The sequence below is a fragment of the Enterococcus raffinosus genome (genome assembly GCF_018917525.1).
In the GTDB taxonomy this organism is placed as follows: Bacteria; Bacillota; Bacilli; order Lactobacillales; family Enterococcaceae; genus Enterococcus_A; species Enterococcus_A raffinosus_A.
Genome location: NZ_JAHLOS010000004.1, coordinates 37682 through 63806, shown reverse-complemented (window position 1 = coordinate 63806; position 26125 = coordinate 37682). Strand labels below are relative to the sequence as shown.

Below are 26125 nucleotides of genomic sequence, written 5' to 3'. Positions count from 1 at the left end.
GCTCTTGAAAAGAAAAAAGAATCGGGACTAACAATCGAGTCCCAATTCTTCATGTACATACAAAGACATTTCTTCATTTTGATCAATCAAGCGATAGAAGTATTTAAGCTGGTCCTCTTCTCTGGCCGCAACGAATGCTTCGGGCAAATCCATGCATTTTTGAATGGCGAAAATCCAGATATCTGCAATAAATTCATCACACATTTTTTGATGAATAAGGCTTAAATTAAAAGTATTCACTGGCATATTCTTCCACCTCCTGTCTTTCTTGCTCTGACCGAAAGACAATGACTAATCCTTTAGAATCCGCCGATAATACCATTTCTATTCCTGTTACTTCAATGCTGTGTGCCAAGACATAATAATATAACTGGTCCACACTCCAGCCTTTTGCGGCTAGTGTAACCATTTCCAAACACAATTTATCTACTTTTAATTCAACTTCTGGTGTTGCATACACCATCATGGGTGCATAGCAACAGATGTTTTTCAATCGATCCATCACAATCATCCCCTCTTAAGTATAACAAAAAAAGGCTTTCAAAAAGTGACAAAAACCCTCCAACATCTTTTAAAAAATGAAAGAATATTCACGAAGCTTACTCTCCGTTGCGTTCATAGCTTTTAAATAATAATCAATCTAAATTCTTTTTATTATTTTTTTTCGCTATATTATATTCTGTGTACTGTTTCTAGCAAAAAATAATTTTCTAGAGTTCACTATTCTCAATATCTATTAAACGAAAGATCTCCTGCTGACTTAGCAGGAGATCGAGTTTTTAATCATTTCACTACTCTTCTTCAAGTATTCACCAGTGATTGTTCCACTTTCTAATAAATCTTCAGGCACACCGCTAAAAACAACATTGCCACCATTCACACCACCATCTGGTCCAATATCAATGATCCAATCGGCTTGTTTGATAATTTCACTATGGTGTTCAATGATAATCAATGTATTGCCGTTTTCTACCATTCGTTGAAACAATCCATTTAATTTTTTAATATCTGATAAATGTAAGCCGGTCGTCGGTTCGTCTAAAACAAACACAGACTCATTTTGTGTAATTGCTTTGGTTAGTTTTAACCGTTGACGTTCACCCCCGGAAAGTGTGACTAAGTTCCGGCCAAGTGGCAGGTAGGTTAGCCCCGTATCAATCATCGCCTGTAATTTCTCGATCATTTTTTTACTGCCGAGCCCTTCATAAAAATCTTGCAGCTCTTGCGGTGTCATATCTAGCACGTCTAAAATTGTGCAGCCTCTTAAACGATAGCTTAACGCTTCATCGGAAAATCGATGTCCTCCACAAGCTTCACATTCATTTACGATGGGGTCCATGAACACTAACTCAACCATTGTCTCCCCCTTGCCATGACACGTTGGACAAGCTCCGGTTGAATTGAAGCTGAACATGCCGGCTGGAACATTGTTTGCTTTAGCGAAGGTCCGCCGAATTTCATCGTAAATACCTAAATACGTGGCTGGAGTGGCTCGATTTGTCGCTTTGATTGGGGCCTGATTGATGATGGATATTTCATTAGGAAACTGTTCTGGCAGGACTTTTGTAATTAGCGTGGATTTTCCTGAGCCAGCTACACCAGTGATGACTGTCAATACATGCTTGGGAATATCGATTGTCACATTTTTTAAATTGTGTAAATTCGCTTCTTTGATTGTCATTTTTTCATGCCAGCTGCGAGGCTCAGTATTGATGGGTAATGTCTGGCAAATTTCTTTTCCCGTTAGGCTGTCTGATTGAAGCAGAGCTGGATAATCTCCACGAAAAATGATTTCCCCGCCCTGTTTGCCCGCCAAGGGACCAATATCAATGACTTCATCGGCAATCGCAATAACATCTGGGTCATGCTCCACCACAAATACCGTATTCTCCTTATCGCGAAGATCCTGCAGCAGCCGATTGATACGAGAAACATCGCGTGCATGCATCCCAGTGCTTGGCTCATCAAAGATATAAAACATACCGTTTAAAGCACTTCCCATGTGCTTCACTAATTTCACTCGCTGAGCTTCTCCACCAGACAAGGTCGGAGTTTGCCGATCTAATTGTAAATAACCCAATCCTATATCGATCAGCCGTTGAACCTGTCGCTTAATTTCATTGATGACCTCTTTCACTTCAGGATAGTATAGTTGATTTAGAAACAGCAGTAGTTGATTCATATCCATCTGAACACAGTCTGCAATGGAGCACTCGTTAATTTTCACAGACAAGGTCTCCTGATTCAAACGGCGACCTTCGCAATCCGGGCAAGGTGCTTCATATAACAACTCTTTTAATTTCTCCTCATACATTTTGCTGCGCTCGGAAAGATCACGCTTCAAAATAATCCGTTCATAATTACGACAAATTCCTTCTAATTTCGGATTAACCGGTGTCAAATCCTTTTCTGGATGCCCGTAGATCAATTGATTCCATTGAGGAGTGGTTAACTCCTTCAAGGGTTGATCGTTATCAAAAAAGTCGGCCGAGGCATACTGCTTCCAGTACCAGTTTCCAACCGCGTATCTGGTATCATTAATCGCTCCTTGATTCCAAGATTTTTCACAATCAATCAACTTTTCAAGATTGATTTGATTTACACGACCTAGTCCAGAGCATGTTTGGCACATCCCTTGAGGATGATTGAATGAAAACTGACTTGCTGACCCAATATGAGGCCGACCGATTCGAGAATACAACAAGCGCAATAAAGAATAAGTTTCGGTGATTGTTCCTACTGTGGAGCGTTGGTTCCCGCCCAGCGGAGTTTGATCGATCACGATCGCTGGATTCAGATTTTCGATCCGTTCCGCTTTCGGTTTGAGATACTTGGGCATCCGGTTGCGAACGAATGCCGAATAGTTCGCATTCATTTGCCGCTGCGCTTCAGCCGCAATCGTGTCAAAGACCAAGCTAGATTTTCCTGAACCTGAGACACCTGTAAACACGATCAATTTGTTCTTTTCAATCTCCAGTGAGATATTTTGAAGATTGTTCTGAGTTAAACCTTTTAAGATTAGTGGTTTCATCGTATCCCCTCCCTGTCTTCCAGTTTAAAGTCTGCCGTAACCGGAGAGTCAAGGAGAATTTTACCGAGTAATCTCCATCCTTAGTTGGATGTACGTTAGTCGTTACTTTCCTATAATAAAACTAAATTTAGCTATGTATGAAAGGAATACTGTGAAGAATCTTCGAATTGGATTTTCTCCTATTGGACTACTAGCTGTTTGTTTCGTGATGCTGCCAAACGTATTGTCGCTATTTATTTATGCGCCCGTGAATGCCTTGAGTCAAAATGAAGCAAACTTCTGGCTATGGAATCTGCTTGAAAACATTGGTCGGTTTGGTATCATGATCACTCTTTGTGCATTCATTAATAAAAACAACCCAATCAAGAATCGAAGGGTAGACGTGATGGCGATCGGTTCATTAATCATTTATTATGCCTTTTGGGGCTTTTATTTTAGCGGCCATTTTAACGCTTGGATACTAGTCGGTATGGCAATTGCCCCATCGATCTTTTTCTTGTTGACTGCTTGGAAATTGCGAAATCCGTTTGCTCTTTCCTTCGCTCTGCTTTTTGCACTTTTCCATAGTGCCATAACCAGCAGCAACCTCCTCTTCTAACTTTTTGACGCAAAAAACAGCCCATTTGATGAGCTGTTTTTTGCTATAGATAGCTTGCCCTTTTTAATTCATCCTGAGCTTTCGTTAAATTCTTCTCATTGACTAAAACAATCGGGCCCGTACAGCCCATCCCGCTTTCTGCATAAATCTTAGCTTCCCACAGAACTTTAACCGCATCCTCTAATTCCATGATTTCGATTCCTGCGATTTCGCTAGTAACGATTTCCTTAGCAGGTGGTTCGATTTCTTTTGCCTCTGCTGCTGGAGTCGCCGTTAGGTCAGCGCAAATCTGTTTCAACCCAGCTTGGTCAGCCTTTTGATATTCACTCTGACTGATTTTATCTAGCTTTCCTTGAGCTAATTGATAAGCGTATTCCAAGGCATTGGCGATCACAGGTGCCCCGCTTGCTCGTGAAATAATGCAGATATTACGATCGTAATTTCGTCCAATCCCCGGACCATAACCTGCTCCTAATGTTTCATAATTCCCGCCGCTTGTATAAGCAGAGAAAAGTTTCATCAAAAGGTTGCCGGTCAGACTATCGCAGACTACGACATCAACACTGCCTAACAATAAATCATTTCCGCGTAGCACTTTTCCGCCGTCTTCTCGTTGGCTTGTACCAAATGTCAGCTCATAGCCATTTTCTTGCAGTGCCATCAGTGAACGTTCGACTGTTTTGGCTCCTTCGACATTCAAAATTCCGACTGTCGGCTGATTGATTCCACAGGCTTTGGCGGCAACGATGCCATTGATGGCATTCAGTACCATCGCTTCATTGCGCACGCCACTGGTTGTTCCAGTCGTTGTCGCTAAAAACAGTTCTCGGCCTAAAGCTGGCGTGAGTACCTTCCCAACAGTAGAAACACCGATCGGAAAATTATAATGCAAAGTCACGCAACCTTTTATTTCACCGCTATCAAGCAGTTCTTCCATAATCTCGGCAGACTCTTTTTGACAAGTCGTAGTCGAATAGTGCTCAAAATCTTTAGCCCACTCTACATCGCTGCCAATCAGAATCAAATCAAACAGATTTTTTTGCTTGATCGCGTAAGCAGCCTCTTTCATGACCTCTGTTCCTAATTCGCTGCCGTCGATGGTCAAACCAATTTTGAATCTCGATTCCATTCGACCGGTTTCTAAACTAGTAGCCAAATCCTCGAAAACTTTTTTAACTGTTTGTTTCACTTGATCAGACATGGCTCCACCTCTATTCTACTGAAAGATTGGCAGCAAAACTTCTTAATGCCTGTGCCACTTCTCGTTTAACCAGTTCTTCTAGATCTTCTTGGTTTTCCTCAGAAACGTTTCCGCTATTGCGTTCAATCAAGATCGACACGCCATCGAATAAATTCGTCATTCTTCCCAAGAATAATGATCCTTTACCAACGATCATGGCGCGATTTTTTTCACCAGTGACTAAATCTTCTGCGGCAAATCCTAAATAAGGAATTCCACTAGGAATATGTCCTTGCGTCGGTGCCCAGCCAACCAATGATTTTTCGTTTACAAAAGTCATCAAGTCTTTTTTCTCAATATCCTTCCGTAAAACACCGATTGCTCCAATCATCTTCAAATTTGCCAATGGAACATCGCCGGCTCCAGCTGGTTTCGTGATATCAGGATTTTGCATCTCCACTGAATAGACATCAACATCCTTGATCGTCATTCGTGCTTTTTCCAAAATACTGGCGATCAAAGCTGTGGTTACGGCTTGCGGACTTGAACCACTGCCGACTTCATGTTTACCAGTCAAATCATGACGCAAGATCGGATGTATACCATCATCTTCGCCAATCAGCGCCGCAAAACCGCCTAGTACATCTTCTAATATAGGTAGATTTTTACCAACATGTGATTTCCCGTTCATCCCTAGTTTGGCAGTTGCCCCTCCGGCTACGAGCACGACGTTTTTATGCGTACCTGCTGCCACTAGAGAAGCTGCGGTAATCAACCCATGTGTTGGACCCGCACAGAAACTGCGAATATCGGAACCTGTCGCATGGACACAGCCGCATAACTCAGCGATCGATTTGGCGAAATTACCGCCACCTCGTTGATTCATATCCCCACAAGCTTCTTCACTGCATTCGATCACATAATCAATTTCTTTAGGATCAAGCTGATGCTTTTCGATTAATTGTCGCAATGCCAAAACACCACTGGCTTTCACCACGAGATTTTCCAGCATCACATGTGCATTCAAGTTCACATCGATTTGATGCGCCGGACTAACACAACCAACTAATTTTCGATCATAATACAATCCTTCGGCAGCATTTTCAGCCAGTTCATTTTCAATCCACTCAAGCGGTTTTTCACTTTTGATTTTATCTACATCCTCTTTAAAAAGCGGATGTGCCGCCAGAGCCGTTCGAACTTCTTCTGCAAAAGCTTCTTCTAAATGAACCAATTCAAAAACATCGGCGATCTGTAATAAGCCGTAAAATTCTAATTCAGGCATGATTTCGCCGAATTTTCCTTCACGTTTACCCTCAATGGACTGATTTACCCATGGCTGTGACAGATTTTTCAATTCTTTGTAACTTAGATTTCCGATAAACGTTTGGTTTGGTGCATAATTGACTACCTCATCATAACTACGGATATGATCATATAGATTTGCCAAATATGGACTATCTGGGGTTGTAATTTTTTCTGTTGTTTGAGTGGTGCCGTTGTGCTCGATCATATCTGGTGTATGAACTAAAACATAACTCGCCCCACGTAAAGTCGCATAATTCATAAGCATCCCGTCCTAAATGTATTTCTGAATCATTTCTTCAATGGCTTCTTTCGTGCAGTCATCCTTCGCCACTTCGTCCACTTTTTCACCGTTTTTATAAATAGAAATAACCGGCAGCCCTAAAATCTTATGTTGAATGCAAAAGCGACGAACTTTTTTCTGTGAGGTATTAAATTTTGTAAAACGAATCTTATCTCCGTACTGGCCATACAGTTCTTCCACATCAGGCATCAAAGCTAGACAGTTTTCACAGGTCTCTCCCCACCAATCCACTAATACAGGTGCCTCCTGTTCCAATACTTCTGCACCAAAATTATCAACAGTTAACTCAATCATGCTGTTGGTACCTCCCTTTTGATTTTTTCTACATATTTTTGAGCTGAGAAGGCCGCAATTGCACCATCACCCGTCGCGGTTACCACTTGACGCAATACTTTTGGTCGCATATCTCCAGCAGCAAAGACGCCTTCAATTGGTGTGCACATCGCTTCATCAGTAACCATGTATCCGTATTCATTTAATGGTACTTTGCCTTCATATAATTTGGTGCTGGGCACATTGCCGATAAAGACAAAAATTCCAAATAAGCCATCCTCTTCGTCTGCTTCAAAACGAGTGAGCTCACCGGTCTTCGTATTACGAATTGTCATCGCCTCTACCATTCCGTCACCTTCAATACTTTCTACTACGGAATCGAAAATATAGTCGATCTTGTCATTGGCCTTGGCTTGTTCGACAGCAATTGCGTCTGCTGTCAACCCACTCAAGTTTTGGATGATGTGAACTTTGCGAGCAAAAGTTGTAATGAACATTGCCTCTTCAACCGCCGAGTTCCCTCCTCCGATTACATAAACTTCCATATCTTCAAAAAAGGCCCCATCACAGGTTGCACAATAGGAGACACCTTTTCCAGCTAATTCCCGCTCACCTCTACAGCCAATTTCTCTTGGAAACGCACCATTTGCACAGATAACTGCATGGGATTCGTAGACAGTACCATCTTTACAAGTGATTTTTTTGATTTTCCCATCAAGTTCTAAATCCGTTACTTCTTTCCGAAGCTGGATTTCAGCCCCGAATTGTTCAGCCTGTTCAGTCATGCGTTTGATCAATTCTGGTCCAGAGGTTTCTTCCTCAGTTTGTTTGATTGACCCGGGAAAATTGGCGATTTCATGGGTTGAAACGATTTGCCCCCCTAATTTTGTTTTTTCTAAAAGTAAAACATTCAAACGAGCTCTTGCATTATAGATAGCCGCGGTTAATCCAGCAGGACCGCCGCCGATGATTATTACGTCATACATTAAGTGAACTCCTTTCTGCTCAATTAACCGCCTGAGTGATGATTCACTCAGGCAGTATTCACTTATTCAAAAACGGTTTGTTCATCTACTGGTGTAGTCATTGCCTTTAAGGCTTTCTCGACAATGCCGCGACGTAGTTTTTGTTCTTCCTTCAAGCTTAGGTTTGGATTTCCTAAAGGATGAGGAATTGCAACTGCTGGTACGATCCGATTCGCACCAACAGTTTGCGAAATTGGAACAACTGTACAAATGTGGACCACAGGCAGACCTGTTTTTTCAATTTCTTTTACCATCGTTGCACCGCAACGCGTACAGGTTCCTCAGGTGGAGGTTAAAATAACTGCATCGACTCCATCTGCTACTAATTTTTGAGCGATCTCAGCCGCATACTTCTTCGCATTGGCAACAGCCGTTCCGTTACCAACCGTTGTATAGAAGTAATTATGCAGACTACCGATCACGCCTTCTTTTTCCATTTCTCTCACTATATCTAATGGCAAAACACGGTTTGGATCTTGATTTGCATAAACAGGGTCATACCCGCCGTGAGCCGTTTCGTAAGAATCTGCCGTTAGTGTATCAACATTCTCGATGGAATAGGTTCCATACTTTGATGCACTGCTCGATTCAATTCGATCTGGATTGCCTTTAGGAACAATTCCGCCAGAAGTCACAAGCGCAATTCTCGCTTTTGACAGATCACTTATCGCGGTGGCTGGCGCGACGTTATCAAATTCAGGCATTGGGTATTCAGTCGTAAACTCCTCGTCCTTCAATTTACGCACGAGCATGTCAACAGCACGCGCTGAACCACGTTTTTCATCCTGAAAATTTTTACGATAACGAACAAAGTAATTATCCGCTTCTGGCGAAACTTGTTCTTTTTTCAACAATTTCAACGCAAGACTCGCAATCACAGGTACCGCCTTTCTCATACCAGCCGCACTGTTTCTGGTCGGCACGATATAGGCAGCCTTTTTGTACATCTCAACTCCCGGATTTTCTTCATACATCCCAGTTACAGCTGGAATACCTAGTTCAGTCATGACTGCTTGAGCAACTTCTCCACAAGCAATACCATACCTGCCGGCGTTAAAAGCTGGTCCTGCAATAACGATATCTGGTTCAAATTGTTTGATACGATCTAATACATCCTTTTTGGCACTATCCAAGTTCTCATTAAAGAAACTGTCACCACACACTACGGTGCCGACGATTTCTGCCTCATCGCCAAATGAATTCATAAAAGCAAGACCTGGTCCTACTACTTCAGCTTTTGAGAATGGTTGGATATCCGCCTTTTCTTCACCACCGATTCCAGCATAAAACTGGTTGATGTAGTGAACAACTTTAAACTTAGTCATAAGACGCTCCTTTATCATTAGTATTTCCCGTATTGATTCCTCATTTCAGAAACTTCTTCAATGATGTCATCAACATCTAGAACCATTTCCATCATGCCAATCTGCTCTTCAAAAACATCTGCGTCGACAACTTCTTTAAATTCTGGCTCTACAGCGTGATATACAGCTAAACCTAGCTGTTCATTGGTTAATGGACCTGCATACGTAGGGTCGCCGTTCGTAACAGTTTCAGCAGCTAAACCAGCTGCCTCGCCTTCGGCAGCACCGATCAGAACGACAACGTTCTCTGCTCCGAAGTTTTCTGCTGCTTCTTTTACTCTACGTTGGTTTTCTAAGTCCATCGCCCCAGCGGCCGTTCAGACGAAACATTCTGTGGATGAGAATATTACGTCAGCGCCGGTACCTTCAATACAAGCTTCGATCGCTTGTCCTGGGATACCATCACGGTCGCCGATCACTAAGACTTTTTTATTTTTTAAATCTAAAGTCATTAGTATTTCCTCCCTATTATGATTTAAACGCCTTTTGCAGACATTTTGTTAAAACCAAGTTCATTTGTTGCACCGGTGATTGCCTGAATTTCAACTTCAATCGTGCCATCCTCTTTCAGACTGCCATCAAAGCCGCCTGCAATGACATCGACATAATCTAATTGACCAATTAAGCGATCCATTTTTGGTAATCGGATCGTTTCATTCGCGTTTCCGCCAGTAACGACTGCAGTGGCTAATTTATCCGCATCTGCTAACGACTGGCTAGCTCCGTCTCTTCCAGCATATTCATCTGTAACAATTACTGTTTTGATCCCTTTTTCTTCGACCTTTTTACAATTCATGATCAAATCTGTATCTGGATTTCCAAATCCTTCTTGAGAAATGATTACTCCATCTAATCCTAGATATTCACTTAATTTTGCGACAAAATCACTGGAACGGTGTTTATCTTTTAAATAAACGGTTTCGTTGGTGACAATCACACCGACAAAATTGATTTCTTTCCCATGCTGCTTGTATAAATCAGCGATTACTGGATTGTTCAAGTGATGGTATGTCGTATTCTTATCACACGCAGACACGCAGTTACCACTGATAATCGCACCATCCATAACTTCTGTTGGATAGAGAATCGTTGGTACGATGTGCTTCGCATCTGTTCCATAAACATACGTATCATGCAAAAGCCCTTGTGTTTGCAGCATGTACACATAACCAATTTTAGGCAGGTCAGGATATTGCTGGATCTGTTCTAATAAAGGCAATGTTTCAAAGGTTTCAATGCTGTCGGGCTCAACGTTTTCACCTAACTTGCCGATATAATCAGCCGTTTTGAGTCCCGCAAAACGTGCCGCTTCTTCGTATAAATGAGGATCTAACTCTTCTTGCGGTTTTAACACTAAACAAATTTCGATCAATTGAGAAAATGGCGTTAATTCAGCCCCAGGGCCTTGCATATCAACGATTCCTTCTTGAAAGCCGACAATTTTTCCGACTGTCATAACACCGCAGCCCTTCAATACATGGGTACGACCACTGCCGACCACATCAACTTTATTGATTACGCCAGGAAAGATTCCGGTTGTTGAATCAACTTTGCATCTTGGTTCGATCACATCTTTTACAGGTGTAATACGAACACTGTCACCTGGGTTGGCGATTTCGATTTCACAGCTGGTTAATCGATCGTCTTCCAAAACCAACTCTTTGATTCTCGCAGGATCGAGGGTTAATCTGCCATTTTCAATTTTCTCTTCTTCGCCTAAAACAACTTCCTTGATTTCAATGTTACCAATTTCGAGTTTCATTTATTCACCTCAGTTCTTATTGGTTGCAGACCGTTGAATCCTATCTAGCCACCCCCATTCTATCCAACGTACTCTGCGCGATATAAAAATCTACAAAAGCAAAATCGTTGAGCACCGCTAAGGACCAATTAGGGCGCTGTTTGTTTTTTATAAATTTTTCGTAGACGGCTATCGCTGATTCAATATATTCTAAACTCTCAATATCGATGTATTGAGAAGTGGTCTCTGAAGCAAAAATCGTTTTATAATAGGTTTCGTTTGGTTTGATGCTTCCACTTAACGGGTGCGACAGCAAGCGGACATGCTTTTCGATGATCTGTTGCTTTACCTCAGCCAATACGTCTCCATAAGCGCCCTCTACATAGCAAAAGTCAGCAAGTTCACTCATTTTTTCCTTCACCATTGGATTGTTTGTTATGATAATCATTTACTCACCCAGTTTCTGATTGTGTTTTATTTCACATGAGCATTGCTAAATAAACATTGAAAACTATCTATCGACGTAAAAAAGAGGACAACAACACACTGTGCCGTTGTCCTCTGTCACTAGCCTGAAAGATTCCCTCAACTTTGAGGTTGCTTCTTCGGCGCATTTCTGCTCTCCAGAGTTTTAACCAATTACGGTCCGTTTACCTGAGATGTTCACTGTGAACTCAGCTTGTTTCACAGCTTATACCTTCGGTGGCAGTTCATCTGCACTCTCCCGCAATTTCCTTTTTTGCAAACGCTTTCTACAATTGAATAGTAACAAGTTCATCCGGCAAAATCAACCCTAGATTTTTTGCAAATGTGATAAAAATGATTCTCTTGCTACAGACAAAGACTATTTAAAAACTCGATTTTTACAGAAATAAGCCAACTATTTTCAATTTTTAACCATTATAAACTTCATTGCTGAGCTCTTTTTAAGAATAATTTTAAAAAAATCAGCAAACGATGCTAAAAAGAAGCTACGCTATGACAACGTGGCTTCTTTTCATTACATATAAAAAATTGTTTTATCATCAAGTAAAATGTTCTCTTCATAGCCCTCCAAACCATTTTGTATCTCAGCAATGCTTTCCGTAAATAATTCCTCCATCCCAAACTCCTTACCTAAATAAACATTTTCAAGCTGATTATAAAATTCGATAAACGCCAATTTATTTTGTAAATTATTTATTTCAATGCCATAATATCTTAGAATTTTATGGACAAAAGCTTGGGAAAACCCTTCTTCATAGTCAAATAAGAGACAAATAAATTCCATATCACGATCATAAATCGCTATATCGCCAAAATCGATCAAACCGCAAATAGTATTCGTCTTTTGATCATAATAAACATTACTAGCACCAAAATCATTGTGAATGAGACATTTCTTTTCGTCGAAATCATGCTGCAAAATTCTTTTATAAACCTCATCGATTTCTTGCTGTACCGACTTTTTCAAAAGAGGATAAGCCGCCTGCTGAATCACTTCATATTCATATGCTGCCTTCGTTTTTTTATCTACTTCGAGTCCTTCGATGGATGATGAGAGCTCAAGTTCATGAAGGGCTTTGAAAAAGACAGCTATTTCCTTCGCGATTTCGTCCTTCTGTTCTTCAGTCAATGTCATCAAAATTTCAGCATCCAGAGGCACACCTTCGATTTTTTCTTGCCCGACAAAATCTAGTTGATTCGGCTCATCAGCTTTTCCAATAAAACAAATTTTAGGAACCTTGAGAGGTAATTTGTCGCTTATTTCTTTTAAAATAATAGCTTCCTTATATAGATTTCTAGCAGCTCTGGCATGTCTCGGAAACTTGAACACATAGGATTGATTAATCAGGAATGTCTCACTATCAAACCCTTCACCTAAGATTTCCACTGTTTCAATCGTTAATTCCGGATACGCCTGTCTAATTCTCGTCTTTGCTTGTTCCTTATCCATTAGCCACCTCATTAGTTAAGTCTAGTTTCATATACAATACTTCAAAAGGTAAATGTGTAGAATTTTGAGAACGAACGATTTGATAACCATGTTTTTGATACCATTCTCTTAACCGCGTGTTCGCTTTTATGATACCAATATCAATCTGCTTGATGTGTTCATTCCCGGCAATCTCGCGAGCTTTATCTAAAATATACTTGCCGTATTGATTCCCACGTTCAGAAGAAATAATCGCTACCTTTTCTAATGTCACTTGAGCCTCTTTCTGATAAACCAACTCAAAAAAACCAATCATTTCCTTTTCTAGATAAACTCCATAAAGCCGATTGTTTTTCTCCAGATCCATTCTCAAATGCTTTGTTTGAGTAAAAGCGCCATTCGTAGGACAATTATCGATCGTCAAATTGAATTCCTTTGCTACAGTCGCAAAACTATCGCGAATCACTCGTGCTGCAGCTTCTAAATCGTTCTGCTCCAAGAGTCGAACGGTCAGCCTTTTTTGGAAAAGTGGATCACTAGCGAGTAAAACTTTCTCTGCCAAAAAGAACCCTCCTCTATTGATTAGTCATACATTAGACTTTTTTTTGAATCGAACCCTCAATAATTTAACCATACAAGAAAAAGTTGGGTATGACCACCTTTCAATTAAAAGAATGATCTCTCACACTATAAAAATTGAGCATACTTTTCAAACTTGCTCTTCTTATTTTGAAGTCTTTTGAATCTTAAACAAACTAGTAGGCTATTTAAAAAAGTGCGGTGTAATATTTTCCTATCGCTCGGCTATCCAAAAAAATCTCACAAAATGATTGTGAGATCAGTCTGCCTATTTAGAGTGTTACTCTCAGAGTTAAGATTGAAAGAGAAGAGTTCTTACCTATCTTAAAACAATTACATAGAGATTTCAGCATACTTCTTCATAAATTTTTGATAATCAATCTTTCCCAGTGCAAAATCATGACTCAGTAAATATATCTTTTCGTTTTTAGTCGTTTCACGGCCATAGATTTTACTTAATCTTTCGTCTTCATCTCCCATAACCTGAGAGACATTCGCTTTTTTCGAAAAAGCTTCATAATAACGAATACCAAATTGTCTTTGTGATTCTGCATTAATATGAATACCATCAGGGTTTGCCTGCAACATCTCAGCACTGACCAAATAGCAATTCTGCTCTTCCGCTACGACTTTGGACATTTCATGATTGATTTCCTTAAACTCAATCGCACTTAAACCAAATCCCGTCTTTCTCAAAAAATCAGGAAGTTCACCCACAATAATCGGCAAGTCTGGTAACCCAAGTTCCTTTCGGAAATGATTAAATACGGCTTTCAATTTTTCAGCATAATCCTTATAACGTCCATTTAAACTGTCATTTTCACCTTGATGCCATAAAATAGCAATCAGTTCACTTGTTTCCATCGCAAATTTTGCTTCAGCGAGGGTATGACGAGTTAACGGCTGGTTTTCTGCCCACTCATCGATGGCGCTTCCTCCCTCCGCACAAGGAATTAACCCTAGCTTTTCATCTGGATGATCTTGTGACCATGCTGCCGCAAAAGATGCAGCAGGTCCAATCCCTGAAACCTCTCGATCAAAATGAATCGGTTCAGCCATCATTTGCCATCGTCCATTACGCAACATTTCAATATTTTCATTATAAATTGCAGGAACTTCCTTTAGATAACCACGCCCTGCCATGTTTGATTGTCCAATTAATAAAATAGATTTCATTCTCTTCTCCTTACGCAACCGATCATTTAATAGTACTTTGATTGTAATTATACCCTTATATTAAAAAAAGCCCCTCTATAATGATTCATAGAAAGGCTTATCGACTTAACTATTCACTTCTTGAAAGCTATGATCTAAACATTTTGTTTTATTCGCGAAATCATAATAATCCGGTTTACGATCAAAAAATAGTTGTAAACCAAATTCAGCATTTTCAATAATTTCCGGGAATAGTTCTGCATTAAAGCAGTAATGATCTCTGCCTATATGATGCCAAAATAGATAGGTACCACAGGTAGAACAAAAACACCTTTCTACCTGTTCACTAGATCGATAGTACGTTACAGAATCCTTCGCTAAGTGAAGATCAACATTCTCACTTTTTTCAGGATCGATTCCCATTACTGGACCAGCCGACATTTTTCGGCACATATCACAATGGCAGCTATAAACAAAGTTTCCATAGCGTTTGATAACTACCTGGTTCTTTCCGCACAAACAAGTTCCCTTCACATTTTCCATTCTGTCACCCACACTTTAGCTATTTTTAGTAAATTATAGCATACTGGTTTCTTTGTTCGTTTTCCTTCAGAACGGAAATCTGCTATTTATTTAATAAATAATATTCATTTTCGGTTGTTTCGTTCTCAAATCTACTTTGATTCAGACGATAGCCTTTGCCCCAGGTCGTCTCTATGATATCCTCTTCAATCCCCAGTTCTTTTAACTTCCATCTAATTCGTTTAACTAAAATAGACATTTGCGCTAGATGAGAGTTATTAGGAATTTCTCCCCAAATTGCCTGTGACATCTCCACTCTTGAGACAATTTCACCATTAGAATCAATCAATTTCTGGAAAAAGATTTTTTCTTTATTTGATAATACATGAAGAATCGTTTGTATTTCTTTATGTATCAACTCTCCATGTTGACTAAATACCAGTGTCTTTTGGCGTTCTCCTTTACGTACATCAGCTAATATTGTCACTAAATACTCTCTTAACTGATCAAGAGGAGAATTATCACTAATCCATCCGTCAACTCCTAGTTTCTCTATCCTGTCACGTTCCGTTTCATTGGGTATCGTTGAAACTTTACGAAAGAAAAGATTATTTTTTCTAAATTCGGAAATTAATTGTCGGGCTTCCTCATCATTAATCGTATCACTAATAATGATTCCAGCGAAAGTTTCGTCAATCTGTGTTGTATCAATTCGATGTAACAGTTTCTCAAATAGAATTTTCGAGCAAAAGACTTCATAATTTAAGGTTTGTAAATTATTTTGGAGCTTTTGTTCAAATAATATATTTTTCGTTAAAATTAAAAGAGGTTTCATTTAAACCACACCTTTCTTTTGATTCAGGGGTATTTTTGTTGATAGCACTGCGTAAATCAGACAGAAAATATAAATATCAGTCTTATCCTTTCAATTAATTTTTAGCCAATAAATCTAAATATTTGTCATTCTACAAATCTTTACTATAATAGCTATCTGTAGTGAGTTTATTTCTTATTAGATTACCTAATAAGAAATAGACACATTCTGCCTTGGCAGATTAATGTCGACACACAGTCGTGACGTTTTTCGTGACGGCTTATATCCTTAAAAAAAAAGCTCATTCAGAGCTTTTTTTAGCTGGCAATCGACGTATTTTCGAAAAGAGAATCAAGCTTTTGAACCGCTTCTCTTCTTTTTTCCATCATTGAATCTGTATATGTATCTAGCGTCATCTTAACTGATGAATGTCCTAACAATCGACTAATACTGGCAACGTCCACACCATTTTCCAAACATCGTGTTGCAAAGGTGTGACGAAGTGAATGAAAAGGAAAATTATCTAAGCCGCTACCGGATAATATTCGTTTGTATCGGTAGCTTACAGTTCGAGGTTCTATGCGTTTCCCATTAAAATTAACTACATACTCAGAGTTACTCTTGTCATGTAATCTAGAGAGAAAAACAGTTAATTTTTTTGCTAATGGAATAACACGAATGGATTCCAATGTTTTAGGTTTTTCTTCGATAATTTGCGTTCGATGGTTAAGTGAGTTCTCATCTGATACACGAATAATCGTTCGTCGAACAAATAGTATTTGCTCATCAAAATCAATATCACTCCACTTTAATCCGCAGATTTCTCCGATTCGCATTCCCGTATAAAGAGCGATAATAACCGGTACGCCAGCGGGTGTATCGATAAAAAGTTTCTCCATCTTTTTTTGTTCTGGTATAGATAAAGCCCGTATGCGATTCTTTGTTTTTTTTGGTAGCGCAACATGCTCACAAGGATTTCTCATCACACAGCCTTCTTCGACTGCAATTTTTAAATTACTATTTAGTACAGTATAGATAAGGTGAATCGTTCCGACTGACAGACCTTTCATTGTTAAGATTTCGATCAGCATTTGAATATTATCCTTCGTAAGTTTTCCTATTTTTATATATCCAAGTATCGGAAAAACATGATTCCTTAACAATCGAAAATAATTTGTATAGGTTGAGGGTTTCACTTCCTTTTTTATTTTCGTTGTCATACATTCCCGTATCCAATACTCTAAAGATTCATTGCTTTTTGGACTCATGACCATGGTCGTTTCTAGATGTTTTGCCTTCACCACTAATAATCGATCCTTGACTTCTCGATAGCTTTTTCCGTAGATGTATCCGTAAACGATTTGATTATGTTCATCACGAGCTTTGATAAAACGGCCTTCCCAGCGACCGTCTTTTCGTTTATATATATTTTCTCCTTTGCGTGGCAAATTATTCTTCCTTTCTGACGGTGATTTTGACGGCGTATTCTATTTAGATAGAAAGAGCTTTAAATCAACGTTTTTATTTCTGCAGCAAAATTCATTCTTATAAAAACAGCAAAAAGATGCTTTATATATTCATTTTTTTAATATAAAAAAATTTTTTTGCGTTTGACTTAATCAATTATGATCCCTATAATTAATTTAAATATAAATAATATATCCGAAAATTAATGTAAAACTCTTTTTTTCTCGTTAGGTAATCTAATCGGAAAAAGGAGTTTTTTTATTGACAAAAGTATAACAAACAGAAAAGTTGATACCGTTCAATTTTGGCAGGTTTAACAAGTCCAAAATGGACGTTTGTTAAATCACGCAGATGAGTGAATGAGCAGAATTGAGAAGATAATTGCAATGAAGAGAAAATTTTTTGTTCTTATATTCTATTTATCATAAAAGAATCCATCCAAAGAAGTTCGTACTTATCGATTATTTACCGAGATAACACAGAATGAATGTAGTTTCCTGCTAAATAATCATGGTCCTAAACTGCGATTTCTTAATATTTAGAAAGTTTGACTAAAACAGAAAAAAATTGAAGGATTTATTATTCATAATTATTATAAACAGAAAATTAGTAGTGAATGAAAAATTTCAAAAAAGCAAACAAATAACGGTCACTTTTGTCAGCTCCTAATCACATTTCCGCAATAGTTATTTTAAACTAATACAATTAAATTCGGCATATCAAAAAACTCCTCAAAAACATTATTATTCATAACGTTTAAAATTTTTAAAAGAAAAAAATACTCAAAGAAAGCCTTTTCATCGCTGCCAACCAATGTTATTATAATCTCGAAAAGAAGATACATTTTGGAATAAGCAAATAACAAATCAACCGTAACTGGAGGAAAACAAGGATGGATATAGTGAAGCTTGGACAAAGGCAGATTTTTAGAATGAAGAATACGAATCTTATGAAACGTGTGGCAAAATATTTTGAACAAACCAAGAATTCATCGCAGGTCGTTGAGTATTTGGTTGCGATTCTTGTGCGTGATGCTTTGCTTTATGCGTGGGCGATTATTCACTGGAGACAGTGACAGAGCTTATCCATCAACTTTTTCTTACTACAACACCGAATGATACCTTGCGAAAGCACTGTGTCTTCTTTGATTCGTTCTTTTCGTCCGAAGAATGGCAAAAAGTCGTGAATCGTCTATTTAAAAATGAAAGCGAATACCAAGAATTTACTAAGGAAACGAGGTTCTATAAAACTTACTTGGAGAAAAAGAACCATGAACAGCCGGAACCTTCCGAATACCAGTACACGTTGATATCGAGCTTCAACGACTCAAATGGGAAAAAACATACTTGGACGCTGCGTAATACAAAACGAGTCCCTAAACACTTAGAAAATGAAACTGCTAACGTCTTGAAACTTTTAACGAGCTTAACGGTTTTTCAGACCGATTCTGCTCGTCGTTTTGCTGTATATTTGAACTTTTACAGTCATGAAGGCCGAATTGATGCCCAGCATAAAGAGGTTCAAGAAGAGGAACTTGTTTCTACTGAAACTATTGAAGAGATAACAAACTCAAAAGCTTCACCTGAAAATAAAAAGTTAGAAAAACAAACTGTTGCTGCCTCTACATCGCCGTATTATGATGAAGGTACCGCAAAAGTAGCAGCGAAATCTCATTTAACCGGAGAAGTTTCGCCAAATCGATCTTCTAAAGGAGAAAAAACGACAGCCCCTGAGAACGCCTCTGCAAAAAAGGCTGCCGAATATCCCCAGAAAGAGGATACCGCCTACCAACGATACGATAAAACCAAAGATAAAATCCAAGAAGGCCGAGAAAAGAACAAAATAGATAGGGACGCTAAAAGATCTAAGGGAAATAGTGGTAAAGTTGGATCAAAAAGAAATAAAAACCGAAAAAAAAGGAAAAAGAAATGATTATAGGTGCATGTGTCGGAGATTTCTCAAGTAGGGACGCTTCAATTTTGAAGTAAGCTTATTTGGTATGTTCAAAAATTGGATTAGGACATTCATTGCTCTGCATTAACAACAAAAAAAGCTCCTTCCCAAATAAGAAGCAGCTCTTTGACAGTGCATATGATTATCCGAAATTGAAAATCAACTATCAGGCACATTGCTCGCGAATCCTTTTTACCTATTGAAATTGCTTAGTGCCAATCCAGCTTTTGCGATTATTGATTCGCAATCGGCAGTTTGGATAACAACATTATTTTATCACCGCAGCGATTTCTCCAACTTGTTTTTTACCAAAATATATTTCCAGTTCTTTGTCTTTCATCTCGGGGAAGACAACTATTACGATGTCATCCTTTTCATTTTCCGCCAAATAATTTCGATCAACTTGCACCAATAGATCCCCTGCTTTTACTTTTTGTCCTTCTTGAATAGTGGAACTAAAACCATTGCCATTCAACTCCACCGTGTCTAGTCCGATATGAATCAAGAGATCCAGTCCATCCTCAGCTTCAATTGTCAATGCATGTAGAGACGGAAAAACCGATTTGATGGTTCCTTTGATTGGTGAGTGAATCTTGCCATCGATTGGTTTGACAGCAAATCCTTCCCCCATCATCTTTTCACTAAACACCGGATCGTTCACTTCTTTTAGCGCAACCACCACCCCATTTACAGGTGTGTGAATCTCACTACTTTTCTTTTTGAATAAACCAAACATTTGTCGAACTCCCTTCCATTATTTAATTAAATATGCTAAATTGCCCAATAATTATTTTCACTTTTCTTAGTGTATAATGTCAAAGTAAGGGCTTTATTACTTTCTTTAAGAGGTGAAGAAATGGATCTAGAAATAGTGACTAAAGGAAAACAACTATCGGATAACGATCGAACGATTTTGACTTATTTGGCGGCTCATGTCAATGAACTTGAGGGCGTTTCCTTGCGAAAAATAGCTGCGACGCTCTACACTTCACCAGCAACGATCGTTCGTCTAGCACAAAAATTAGAATTCTCTGGTTACTTGGAATTATTTTATTTCCTCAAAAATCAGTACCAGCCGCAGAATCAACTCGTGGAGGCGACTGTCGATATTTCGATTCCAACAGAGAAAATCGCGCCTTCAATTAAAGACATGAAGAAAATCTATCAAGAGAATCAAGAGAAATTTATTACGATTTATGCTACGGGATTCTCTAGTATCATCGCTGAGTACCTTTACAAAAAACTGCTCGTCAACGGAATCAAAACTCTTTTTGTCAATGCCGCGGATTCTTCTGGGATCATCAACAATAATGCCGATAATATCAGCATGCTGATCGTCATCTCTAAATCAGGCGAGACACAAAAAGTGATTGAAAAAATGCATTTTTCGCAAGAACGAATGATTCCAACAATTTTATTTACTGGCAACAGTCAATCCCGTGCAACAGAAGCTGCTACGATTATTTTTGAAGTGGCCGATGAGCGTCCTTTAGATAGTCAAAATATTAAATACAATAGTTTTTTTGGCAAGCTGCTATTGCTGATGGAGTACATCGTTCAAGAATTTACGCAAAAATAATTAGATGAAATAATCTTGGGCAAGCTGTTTATAAGCAGCACTTTTTAGCGGATCAGGAAAGAACGTTGCTTGATCCTCATCAATCATCCGATTGGGTTGCTCCAATAAATAATACAAGCCAAAAATTGGTTCGTTTTGTTGTGCATAATGACAAGTAGTTCCAAAGACATCTGCTGCTAATTGTCCCAATACAGGAGTTTGGAAAAAGCCGCCGCTAACAGATAACGCTTCTTTTTTTGCCACAAGTTCAACTAACTGACGAATATTCAATAAAATGCCTTCTATCACACTTCTCATCATATCCATTCGTGTATGCTGCAAGGTCAAATCTTGAAATCCCCCTTTGATTTCATTACTCCAATAAGGTGCCCGCTCCCCATTTAAAAATGGATAAAAGCGTAACCCATTTGCGCCTATTGCAGTTTCCTTCAACAAATCTGGGAGTGCTTCATAGAAGGTTGCGGGATTCTCTGCTAAATGGTTCGCTGCCCAAGCCAAAACGATTCCCCCATTATTTGATGGTGCTCCGCTTACCAACAACTCTTTTTTTAAATAGTAGCAAAAATTCTGTTTCTCTCGATTTAAGTAAATCGTGTTCGTAATCTGACGAACCGCAGCACTTGTTCCAATCGTCAAACTGGCGGAGCGACCAGTAGCGTAATAGCTGGCATATGCTGCTAATGTACCGTCACTGGCACCAACAATGACTTTAATATTTTCAGAAAAGCCAAACAGCTCGCGTACCTCTGCCTGCATTGTAAACTCTTGAGTCGTATCTGCTAGTGTTGCCAACTGCTCTTCTTTCAAACCAAGATGATTGAGGATTTCCCCGCTCCATTCCAGTTTTCTCAAGTCAAACAATCCAGTAGCAGAAGCCGTTGCATAATCAATCACTGGCGTGCCAGTAAAATAGTCCATCACTAATTCCTTTATGCCATACCAACAAGTCTCTGCCGGGTATAATTTCTTTTCTTGAAAATAAAGCAACTTGGCAAAGGGGGACATTGCATGGATTGGTGTACCGGAAATTTCATAAAAATGCGCAGCTAATTTCGTTTGCTTAAAGCGATCAATCGTCTCTGCCGCCTGTAGATCCGACCACAAAAAAATCTGTCTCCTGCCATCATCAGGCATGAGGCTATGCATCGCCGTGCTGAAACTAAGCCTGGTGATTTCTTGCCGTAAAGTCTGCGGCAACGCTAAAATTCCCGCCTGCAAAATCGCTAAAAGCTCATTTCCATCCTGATACTTTATTCGTTCGTCTCCATAGGTTTGAAGAGGCAAATCACTTGAATACAGCAAGTTATTCTCTTGAATCACACCTAGCTTAATAGCAGTGGTTCCAATATCTATTCCTAAAAATACTGACAAAATCATTCATCCTTTACAAAGGCGTGTCCGCCAAACTGATTGCGCAATAATGCGACAAGCTTCTCACTTATCTTATCACAATCCTCCGAAGCAAAGCGCGTCATAAGTGATTGCGTAATTACTGGTACGTTTACTTTTAACCGCAATGCTTCCTCCACCGTCCACTTTCCTTCGCCAGATGATGGGATAATTCCTGCAATCTCAGTCATGTCGACAGGTTCGCGATAGATTTTTTCAGTTAATTCCATTAACCAAGAACGAATGACTGATCCATGGTTGAAAACTTGAGCAACCTCTGCCAATTCGTAATCATATGGACTATGATGAAGTAAATTGAAGCCTTCGCCAATCGCCTGCATCATCCCATACTCAATCCCATTATGAACCATTTTGAGATAGTGCCCACTTCCTGCTGATCCGCTATAAAGGCAGCCTTTCTCAACACATAAATCTGTAAACAAAGGCTTTAATTCGTTAAATACAGCTTGTTCGCCGCCGATCATCATGCAGGCACCCAGCCTTGCCCCTGCTACACCGCCTGAGGTTCCGACATCAATAAAATGAATGTCTCTTGCCATGCAGTATTCTGCATTCTTTAAACTATCGAGATAATGAGAATTTCCTGCATCAATCACAACGTCCCCTGCGTTTAGTTGATCCGCAATTTCAAGAACCATGTTGTTGGTTAAATCTCCTGCCGGCAGCATCATCCAAACGATCTGGCGCTGCATTTTATTCTCCAATAGGTTAGCCATTTTCGAATAAAAGACACCACCTAAAGTTGTGAAAGTTGTTGCCACAGTCTGATCGACGTCATAGCCTTTTACTTGATAGTGATGCCGCAATAAATTTTCAGCAATCCCCATTCCCATTTTCCCCAAACCGATCATCGTGATTTCCATTTCGAATCCTCCTGCAAATTTTTAGAAAAAAAGGATTGTAACAGCAACCTACTCAATAGTCGTTGCTGCTACATCCTTACTCATTAATTTAATTCTGGCCAAGTATCACCATTTTCGGCAATCAAATCGTCTAGTAATTCTTTGGCCACCTGTGCGCTAGGAACAGTCTTGGATAGGGTCAGCGCCTGCCACATTTTTTGATAGCTGTTTTCTACATAGGCTTCAACAACTAATTTTTCAACAGTAACCTGTTGGAACATCAAGGCTTGCTGAAAGGCTGGGATTTGTCCTTGAGCCAATGCTTCTGGTCCATCCGTTCCAACGATACAAGGCACCTCTACCATCGCATCATCTGGGAAATTGGCGATCGCGCCATTATTCTCAACGATCATCACCATCCGTTCATGGGTATTGAAAGCAATCGCACGAGCTAGATCAACAATGAACGTTGCATGGGCATCAATGTCAAACGCGATTCCTTCCGCGGATTGATTCGCGATAATTTGACGAGCATGATCGAAGACATTTTTTTCTCGTCCTTCCATCACTTCATTGGCACGAGTAAACTCAGGATGATCCTTCATATGCTCAAAGACGTAATCCGGATACAAATAATATTTCAAATAGGTATTCGGCAGGTATTCTGGCGTAACCGCTAAAATGTCTTTGGCCTTTTTATGAGTCTCCTGCCAGCTAGGGTCTGTATGCTGTGTGTCTACTTCAATTTGAGTTAAATAACCATGTTCAGAAACATATTCTCGAATTTGATCTAGATACTCATGACCCTCTTTATCCTTGACGCTAGTCCACCAACCAAAATGATTCAATCCGAAATAGCGAACTTCTAGTTCTTCTGGTTTCTTACCATTAATTTGTGACATCCGACGTAGTGTTCCTACCGGCATATCACAGATATTCAAAACTTTTGAATCAGGTCTTAACACACGACACGCCTCTGCCACAATGGCTGCTGGATTCGAATAATTCAACATCCAGCATTCCGGTGAATATTTTTCCATGTAATCAATAATCTCCAACATGCCGGTAATACTGCGCATACCATAGGCGATTCCACCGGGTCCGCAAGTCTCTTGACCGAAAACACCATGCCGCAATGGTACTTTTTCATCCTTCTCACGCATCGCATACTTTCCTACACGAATGTGAGCCATACAAAAATCGACATCCGTGAAAGCAACCTCTGGATCAGTCGTATATAAGAAGTCGATCTCAGGCGCCTGTTCCTTCAATAAAATCTCTAAAGCTTCACCAAGAACAGCTTGTCGATCACCGTCATTATCATAAAGCTTCAGTGTTCGTAATGGAAAACGCTCCAAATTATCTAACATCATCATGACGATTCCTGGAGTAAAGGTACTCCCGCCGCCAGCAATCACTACTGAAAATTTTTTCATCGCTATTCGTCTCCTCCATTGTCTCTACCTAAATATTTTTCAAGTTTTTCTCGGACCTGCGGGACTGTTAACCCGTAAACCACGTGGACATTTTCGCCATTGCTGATGACCCCTTTTGCTTGGGTCTGATTTTTTAATAAGCCCTCATTCACTAACTCTGGTTTCGCCAGCTTCAATCTCAGGCGAGTGTAGCAATTATCAATCGTCTTAATATTTTCTGCGCCGCCTAAGCCCTCCACGATTTTCCCGGATAATTCGTCATCCGATGTGGGAGCGACTAATCCACCAGCAGCAGGTACCGAAGATTTTTTCTCGTTATAATCCTTTTTCGAATACAGCTTGGTCTCCTGATCCTCATCTTCACGTCCAACGGTTTTAAAATTGAACTTAACGATCAGGAAGCGGAAAATAAAGTAATAAATGAAGAAGAAAGCAACTCCCACTAAAAGATAGATCGGCCAGCGCGTCTTTTCGGTCCCTAATGGAATGTTATAAAGTAAAAAGTCGATAAACCCATTCGGACCAATCGCCCGCGAACCAAGGACATTTAATGCCACCATACTCAATCCGCTCAATGCCGAATGAATGACGAACAACACCGGTGCCACAAACATGAACGAAAACTCAATAGGTTCGGTTACTCCAGCAACAAACGAAGTAACCACCGCTGGAATCAGAATAGCTTTCACCTTGAACTTATTTTCCGGTTTAGCCGTTTGATACATTGCTAAACACGCCCCAATCAAACCAAACATTTTCGAAATTCCCCGCGCATCCCAGATGACACTTTGTGATAACACTCTCACTGCTGGATCAGCAATTTCAGCGAAATAAATATTTCGTGCACCTTCAAAGACCTGACCACCGACTTCTGCCACACCGCCAAGTGAAGTGTACAGAAATGGTGTATAAATCAAATGATGCAACCCGGTTGGAATCAATAATCGTTCCAATGAACCATAGAGGAAAATCCCAAAGTTGCCTGTCTTTTGAATCACTCCGCCTAAGCCGTCAATTCCTTGTTGGATGACTGGCCAGATAAACGAAAGTAAAATCGCTGCCAATACTAAGACTGGAATCAATACGATAAAGACAAAACGCGCACCGCCATACACCTGAAAAGCATTATTAAAGGTCGTATCAATAAAACGGTTGTGAATTAGCGCCACGACGATCCCAAGAATAATTCCTAGAAAAACGCCCATATCCAACACTTGTACTCCTAAAACCAACGCCTGACCTGATCCTTGTAATTGATCAGGAGCCACCAGCATCTCTCTTAATTCCATAAACTTATTCATTGCATACAAGAAAACTAGATACCCAAGCAAGGCGGTAAATGCCGCTTCCGCTTTTTTCTTATTGGCTAACCCTAGAGCAATTCCTACACAAAAAATCACTCCAAGATTTGTTAATACCGGCAACAAGGCTGCGGACAAGATACTACCGAATCCCATTGTGATCGGATTATCTAAAAAGCCAAATGTTTCGATCAAGCGCGGATTCGTAAAAACGTTTCCAATCGCAATTAAAATACCAGCGATCGGTAAGATCAACACAGGAACAAACATGGCCTTTGAAAACTTTTGCATACTATCCATGATTTTCGCTTTCATCATTCTCTCTCCTTCG

General features: G+C 39.6%; 26 protein-coding genes and 2 riboswitches. Of the genes, 4 read left to right on the top strand and 22 right to left on the bottom strand.

Annotated elements, in window-relative coordinates; all coding sequences use genetic code 11:
• Positions 1 to 27 precede the first annotated feature (27 nt).
• The 3 genes from KQI58_RS04390 to KQI58_RS04380 all read right to left on the bottom strand — a co-directional run bounded on the left by KQI58_RS04390 (position 28) and on the right by KQI58_RS04380 (position 3031).
• Positions 28 to 246 carry a hypothetical protein gene (locus KQI58_RS04390; RefSeq protein ID WP_216406798.1) on the bottom strand — a complete coding sequence of 73 codons (219 nt, stop codon included), beginning with the start codon at positions 244 to 246 and terminating at the stop codon, positions 28 to 30.
• Positions 227 to 502: a hypothetical protein gene (locus KQI58_RS04385; protein WP_216406796.1), complete on the bottom strand. Its 276-nt coding sequence runs from the start codon at positions 500 to 502 to the stop codon at positions 227 to 229. The genes KQI58_RS04390 and KQI58_RS04385 overlap by 20 nt, the downstream gene beginning before the upstream one ends.
• A 258-nt stretch (positions 503 to 760) precedes the next feature.
• The gene (locus tag KQI58_RS04380; protein ID WP_216406795.1) at positions 761 to 3031 is read right to left on the bottom strand and encodes an ATP-binding cassette domain-containing protein; all 2271 of its coding nucleotides are present in this window, start codon (positions 3029 to 3031) and stop codon (positions 761 to 763) included.
• 151 nt (positions 3032 to 3182) lie between these two features.
• Here KQI58_RS04380 and KQI58_RS04375 point away from each other — a divergent pair, with 151 nt between their 5' ends.
• Positions 3183 to 3629 (top strand): hypothetical protein, encoded by a 447-nt coding sequence (locus tag KQI58_RS04375; RefSeq protein ID WP_216406794.1) that lies wholly within the window; start codon positions 3183 to 3185, stop codon positions 3627 to 3629.
• A gap of 43 nt (positions 3630 to 3672) precedes the next feature.
• On the opposite strand, the gene grdD is transcribed toward KQI58_RS04375, so the two are convergent.
• The 14 genes from grdD to KQI58_RS04295 all read right to left on the bottom strand — a co-directional run bounded on the left by grdD (position 3673) and on the right by KQI58_RS04295 (position 17254).
• Positions 3673 to 4830, bottom strand: coding sequence for a glycine/sarcosine/betaine reductase complex component C subunit alpha (gene grdD, locus KQI58_RS04370; protein WP_216406792.1), 1158 nt, complete (start codon positions 4828 to 4830; stop codon positions 3673 to 3675).
• Positions 4831 to 4840: 10 nt separating this feature from the next.
• The gene (gene grdC, locus KQI58_RS04365) at positions 4841 to 6376 is read right to left on the bottom strand and encodes a glycine/sarcosine/betaine reductase complex component C subunit beta (protein ID WP_216406790.1); all 1536 of its coding nucleotides are present in this window, start codon (positions 6374 to 6376) and stop codon (positions 4841 to 4843) included.
• Between the two features lie 12 nt (positions 6377 to 6388).
• The gene (gene trxA, locus KQI58_RS04360; RefSeq protein WP_216406788.1) at positions 6389 to 6712 is read right to left on the bottom strand and encodes a thioredoxin TrxA; all 324 of its coding nucleotides are present in this window, start codon (positions 6710 to 6712) and stop codon (positions 6389 to 6391) included.
• Complete coding sequence (locus KQI58_RS04355; protein WP_216406786.1) at positions 6709 to 7677, bottom strand: NAD(P)/FAD-dependent oxidoreductase; 969 nt, start codon at positions 7675 to 7677, stop codon at positions 6709 to 6711. The genes trxA and KQI58_RS04355 overlap by 4 nt, the downstream gene beginning before the upstream one ends.
• A 62-nt stretch (positions 7678 to 7739) precedes the next feature.
• Positions 7740 to 9041, bottom strand: coding sequence for a glycine reductase complex selenoprotein B (gene grdB / locus KQI58_RS04345; RefSeq protein ID WP_253295784.1), 1302 nt, complete (start codon positions 9039 to 9041; stop codon positions 7740 to 7742).
• A gap of 17 nt (positions 9042 to 9058) precedes the next feature.
• On the bottom strand, positions 9059 to 9532 hold the full coding sequence (gene grdA / locus KQI58_RS04340) for a glycine/sarcosine/betaine reductase complex selenoprotein A (RefSeq protein ID WP_253295783.1): 474 nt from the start codon (positions 9530 to 9532) through the stop codon (positions 9059 to 9061).
• Between the two features lie 23 nt (positions 9533 to 9555).
• A complete protein-coding gene (locus KQI58_RS04330; RefSeq protein ID WP_216406779.1) occupies positions 9556 to 10842 on the bottom strand; it encodes a glycine/sarcosine/betaine reductase component B subunit in 1287 nt (428 codons plus the stop codon).
• Between the two features lie 40 nt (positions 10843 to 10882).
• The gene (locus KQI58_RS04325; RefSeq protein WP_216406777.1) at positions 10883 to 11269 is read right to left on the bottom strand and encodes a GrdX family protein; all 387 of its coding nucleotides are present in this window, start codon (positions 11267 to 11269) and stop codon (positions 10883 to 10885) included.
• Between the two features lie 111 nt (positions 11270 to 11380).
• Positions 11381 to 11450: riboswitch (glycine riboswitch) on the bottom strand.
• 3 nt (positions 11451 to 11453) lie between these two features.
• Positions 11454 to 11558, bottom strand: a riboswitch (glycine riboswitch).
• Between the two features lie 263 nt (positions 11559 to 11821).
• Complete coding sequence (locus tag KQI58_RS04320) at positions 11822 to 12757, bottom strand: phosphotransferase family protein (protein ID WP_253295782.1); 936 nt, start codon at positions 12755 to 12757, stop codon at positions 11822 to 11824.
• The gene (locus KQI58_RS04315; protein WP_216406776.1) at positions 12750 to 13298 is read right to left on the bottom strand and encodes a GNAT family N-acetyltransferase; all 549 of its coding nucleotides are present in this window, start codon (positions 13296 to 13298) and stop codon (positions 12750 to 12752) included. The genes KQI58_RS04320 and KQI58_RS04315 overlap by 8 nt, the downstream gene beginning before the upstream one ends.
• Positions 13299 to 13648: 350 nt before the next feature.
• A complete protein-coding gene (locus tag KQI58_RS04310) occupies positions 13649 to 14491 on the bottom strand; it encodes a sialate O-acetylesterase (protein WP_216406774.1) in 843 nt (280 codons plus the stop codon).
• Positions 14492 to 14596: 105 nt separating this feature from the next.
• A complete protein-coding gene (locus KQI58_RS04305; RefSeq protein ID WP_216406772.1) occupies positions 14597 to 15013 on the bottom strand; it encodes a GFA family protein in 417 nt (138 codons plus the stop codon).
• Between the two features lie 82 nt (positions 15014 to 15095).
• Positions 15096 to 15827, bottom strand: a complete 732-nt coding sequence (locus KQI58_RS04300) for a winged helix-turn-helix domain-containing protein (protein WP_216406770.1) — start codon at positions 15825 to 15827, stop codon at positions 15096 to 15098.
• A 296-nt stretch (positions 15828 to 16123) separates the two neighbouring features.
• Complete coding sequence (locus tag KQI58_RS04295) at positions 16124 to 17254, bottom strand: tyrosine-type recombinase/integrase (RefSeq protein WP_216406768.1); 1131 nt, start codon at positions 17252 to 17254, stop codon at positions 16124 to 16126.
• Between the two features lie 911 nt (positions 17255 to 18165).
• Here KQI58_RS04295 and KQI58_RS22565 point away from each other — a divergent pair.
• Both KQI58_RS22565 and KQI58_RS04290 read left to right on the top strand, forming a co-directional pair.
• A complete protein-coding gene (locus tag KQI58_RS22565) occupies positions 18166 to 18348 on the top strand; it encodes a hypothetical protein (protein ID WP_253295781.1) in 183 nt (60 codons plus the stop codon).
• Positions 18345 to 19205, top strand: coding sequence for a hypothetical protein (locus KQI58_RS04290; protein ID WP_253295780.1), 861 nt, complete (start codon positions 18345 to 18347; stop codon positions 19203 to 19205). The genes KQI58_RS22565 and KQI58_RS04290 overlap by 4 nt, the downstream gene beginning before the upstream one ends.
• A 289-nt stretch (positions 19206 to 19494) precedes the next feature.
• On the opposite strand, the gene KQI58_RS04285 is transcribed toward KQI58_RS04290, so the two are convergent.
• On the bottom strand, positions 19495 to 19962 hold the full coding sequence (locus KQI58_RS04285) for a PTS sugar transporter subunit IIA (RefSeq protein WP_216406766.1): 468 nt from the start codon (positions 19960 to 19962) through the stop codon (positions 19495 to 19497).
• 120 nt (positions 19963 to 20082) lie between these two features.
• Here KQI58_RS04285 and KQI58_RS04280 point away from each other — a divergent pair, with 120 nt between their 5' ends.
• Positions 20083 to 20805, top strand: a complete 723-nt coding sequence (locus KQI58_RS04280) for a MurR/RpiR family transcriptional regulator (protein WP_216406764.1) — start codon at positions 20083 to 20085, stop codon at positions 20803 to 20805.
• Here the strand turns inward: KQI58_RS04280 and KQI58_RS04275 are convergent, their stop codons facing one another.
• From KQI58_RS04275 to KQI58_RS04260, 4 genes are all read right to left on the bottom strand, one after another.
• The gene (locus tag KQI58_RS04275; protein ID WP_216406762.1) at positions 20806 to 22182 is read right to left on the bottom strand and encodes a gluconokinase; all 1377 of its coding nucleotides are present in this window, start codon (positions 22180 to 22182) and stop codon (positions 20806 to 20808) included.
• Positions 22179 to 23078, bottom strand: coding sequence for a phosphogluconate dehydrogenase (NAD(+)-dependent, decarboxylating) (gnd, locus tag KQI58_RS04270; protein WP_216406760.1), 900 nt, complete (start codon positions 23076 to 23078; stop codon positions 22179 to 22181). The genes KQI58_RS04275 and gnd overlap by 4 nt, the downstream gene beginning before the upstream one ends.
• An 83-nt stretch (positions 23079 to 23161) precedes the next feature.
• Positions 23162 to 24493, bottom strand: a complete 1332-nt coding sequence (locus tag KQI58_RS04265) for a 6-phospho-alpha-glucosidase (RefSeq protein WP_216406757.1) — start codon at positions 24491 to 24493, stop codon at positions 23162 to 23164.
• Positions 24494 to 24495: 2 nt separating this feature from the next.
• A complete protein-coding gene (locus KQI58_RS04260) occupies positions 24496 to 26109 on the bottom strand; it encodes a PTS transporter subunit EIIC (protein ID WP_216406755.1) in 1614 nt (537 codons plus the stop codon).
• Positions 26110 to 26125: the final 16 nt, after the last annotated feature.

Excerpts from the sequence above, each read along its gene's own strand:
- KQI58_RS04390 (WP_216406798.1), bottom strand. The coding sequence starts at position 246 with ATGCCAGTGAATACTTTTAATTTAAGCCTTATTCATCAAAAAATGTGT.
- KQI58_RS04385 (WP_216406796.1), bottom strand. The coding sequence starts at position 502 with ATGGATCGATTGAAAAACATCTGTTGCTATGCACCCATGATGGTGTAT.
- KQI58_RS04380 (WP_216406795.1), bottom strand. The coding sequence starts at position 3,031 with ATGAAACCACTAATCTTAAAAGGTTTAACTCAGAACAATCTTCAAAAT.
- grdD (WP_216406792.1), bottom strand. The coding sequence starts at position 4,830 with ATGTCTGATCAAGTGAAACAAACAGTTAAAAAAGTTTTCGAGGATTTG.
- grdC (WP_216406790.1), bottom strand. The coding sequence starts at position 6,376 with ATGAATTATGCGACTTTACGTGGGGCGAGTTATGTTTTAGTTCATACA.
- trxA (WP_216406788.1), bottom strand. The coding sequence starts at position 6,712 with ATGATTGAGTTAACTGTTGATAATTTTGGTGCAGAAGTATTGGAACAG.
- KQI58_RS04355 (WP_216406786.1), bottom strand. The coding sequence starts at position 7,677 with ATGTATGACGTAATAATCATCGGCGGCGGTCCTGCTGGATTAACCGCG.
- KQI58_RS04330 (WP_216406779.1), bottom strand. The coding sequence starts at position 10,842 with ATGAAACTCGAAATTGGTAACATTGAAATCAAGGAAGTTGTTTTAGGC.
- KQI58_RS04325 (WP_216406777.1), bottom strand. The coding sequence starts at position 11,269 with ATGATTATCATAACAAACAATCCAATGGTGAAGGAAAAAATGAGTGAA.
- KQI58_RS04320 (WP_253295782.1), bottom strand. The coding sequence starts at position 12,757 with ATGGATAAGGAACAAGCAAAGACGAGAATTAGACAGGCGTATCCGGAA.
- KQI58_RS04310 (WP_216406774.1), bottom strand. The coding sequence starts at position 14,491 with ATGAAATCTATTTTATTAATTGGACAATCAAACATGGCAGGGCGTGGT.
- KQI58_RS04305 (WP_216406772.1), bottom strand. The coding sequence starts at position 15,013 with ATGGAAAATGTGAAGGGAACTTGTTTGTGCGGAAAGAACCAGGTAGTT.
- KQI58_RS04300 (WP_216406770.1), bottom strand. The coding sequence starts at position 15,827 with ATGAAACCTCTTTTAATTTTAACGAAAAATATATTATTTGAACAAAAG.
- KQI58_RS22565 (WP_253295781.1), top strand. The coding sequence starts at position 18,166 with ATGGATATAGTGAAGCTTGGACAAAGGCAGATTTTTAGAATGAAGAAT.
- KQI58_RS04285 (WP_216406766.1), bottom strand. The coding sequence starts at position 19,962 with ATGTTTGGTTTATTCAAAAAGAAAAGTAGTGAGATTCACACACCTGTA.
- KQI58_RS04280 (WP_216406764.1), top strand. The coding sequence starts at position 20,083 with ATGGATCTAGAAATAGTGACTAAAGGAAAACAACTATCGGATAACGAT.
- KQI58_RS04275 (WP_216406762.1), bottom strand. The coding sequence starts at position 22,182 with ATGATTTTGTCAGTATTTTTAGGAATAGATATTGGAACCACTGCTATT.
- gnd (WP_216406760.1), bottom strand. The coding sequence starts at position 23,078 with ATGGAAATCACGATGATCGGTTTGGGGAAAATGGGAATGGGGATTGCT.
- KQI58_RS04265 (WP_216406757.1), bottom strand. The coding sequence starts at position 24,493 with ATGAAAAAATTTTCAGTAGTGATTGCTGGCGGCGGGAGTACCTTTACT.
- KQI58_RS04260 (WP_216406755.1), bottom strand. The coding sequence starts at position 26,109 with ATGAAAGCGAAAATCATGGATAGTATGCAAAAGTTTTCAAAGGCCATG.